1 pseudogene is annotated in these 229 nt (G+C 66.4%); it reads left to right on the top strand.

The features are described from left to right. Window positions 1-229 (top strand): annotated as a pseudogene (locus SB772_RS46270) (putrescine ABC transporter permease PotH); the annotation flags it as partial.

Raw genomic sequence — 229 nt, 5'->3', positions numbered from 1 at the left:
CCTTCGGCGAGCGGGCACCCGAGGGCGGCTATCAGGCGGCGTTCACCTTCGCGCAGTTCGCCAATTTGGGCGCGCGCTCGGCGGCCTTCGTCAACACGCTGATCCTCGCGCCGATCGGGGCGGCAGCCTGCCTGCTGGTTGCTTATCCAGTCGCCTATTATCTGGCCGTCAAGGCCAGCCCGAAACGTCGGCTGCTGCTGGTTTCGCTCGTGGTCGTTCCCTTCTGGAC

It is taken from the genome of Paraburkholderia sp. SIMBA_030, from assembly GCF_046535245.1.
Classification (GTDB): Bacteria; Pseudomonadota; Gammaproteobacteria; order Burkholderiales; family Burkholderiaceae; genus Paraburkholderia.
Note: the sequence above shows the minus strand (reverse complement) of the source record. Positions and strands in the feature narration are given on the sequence as shown.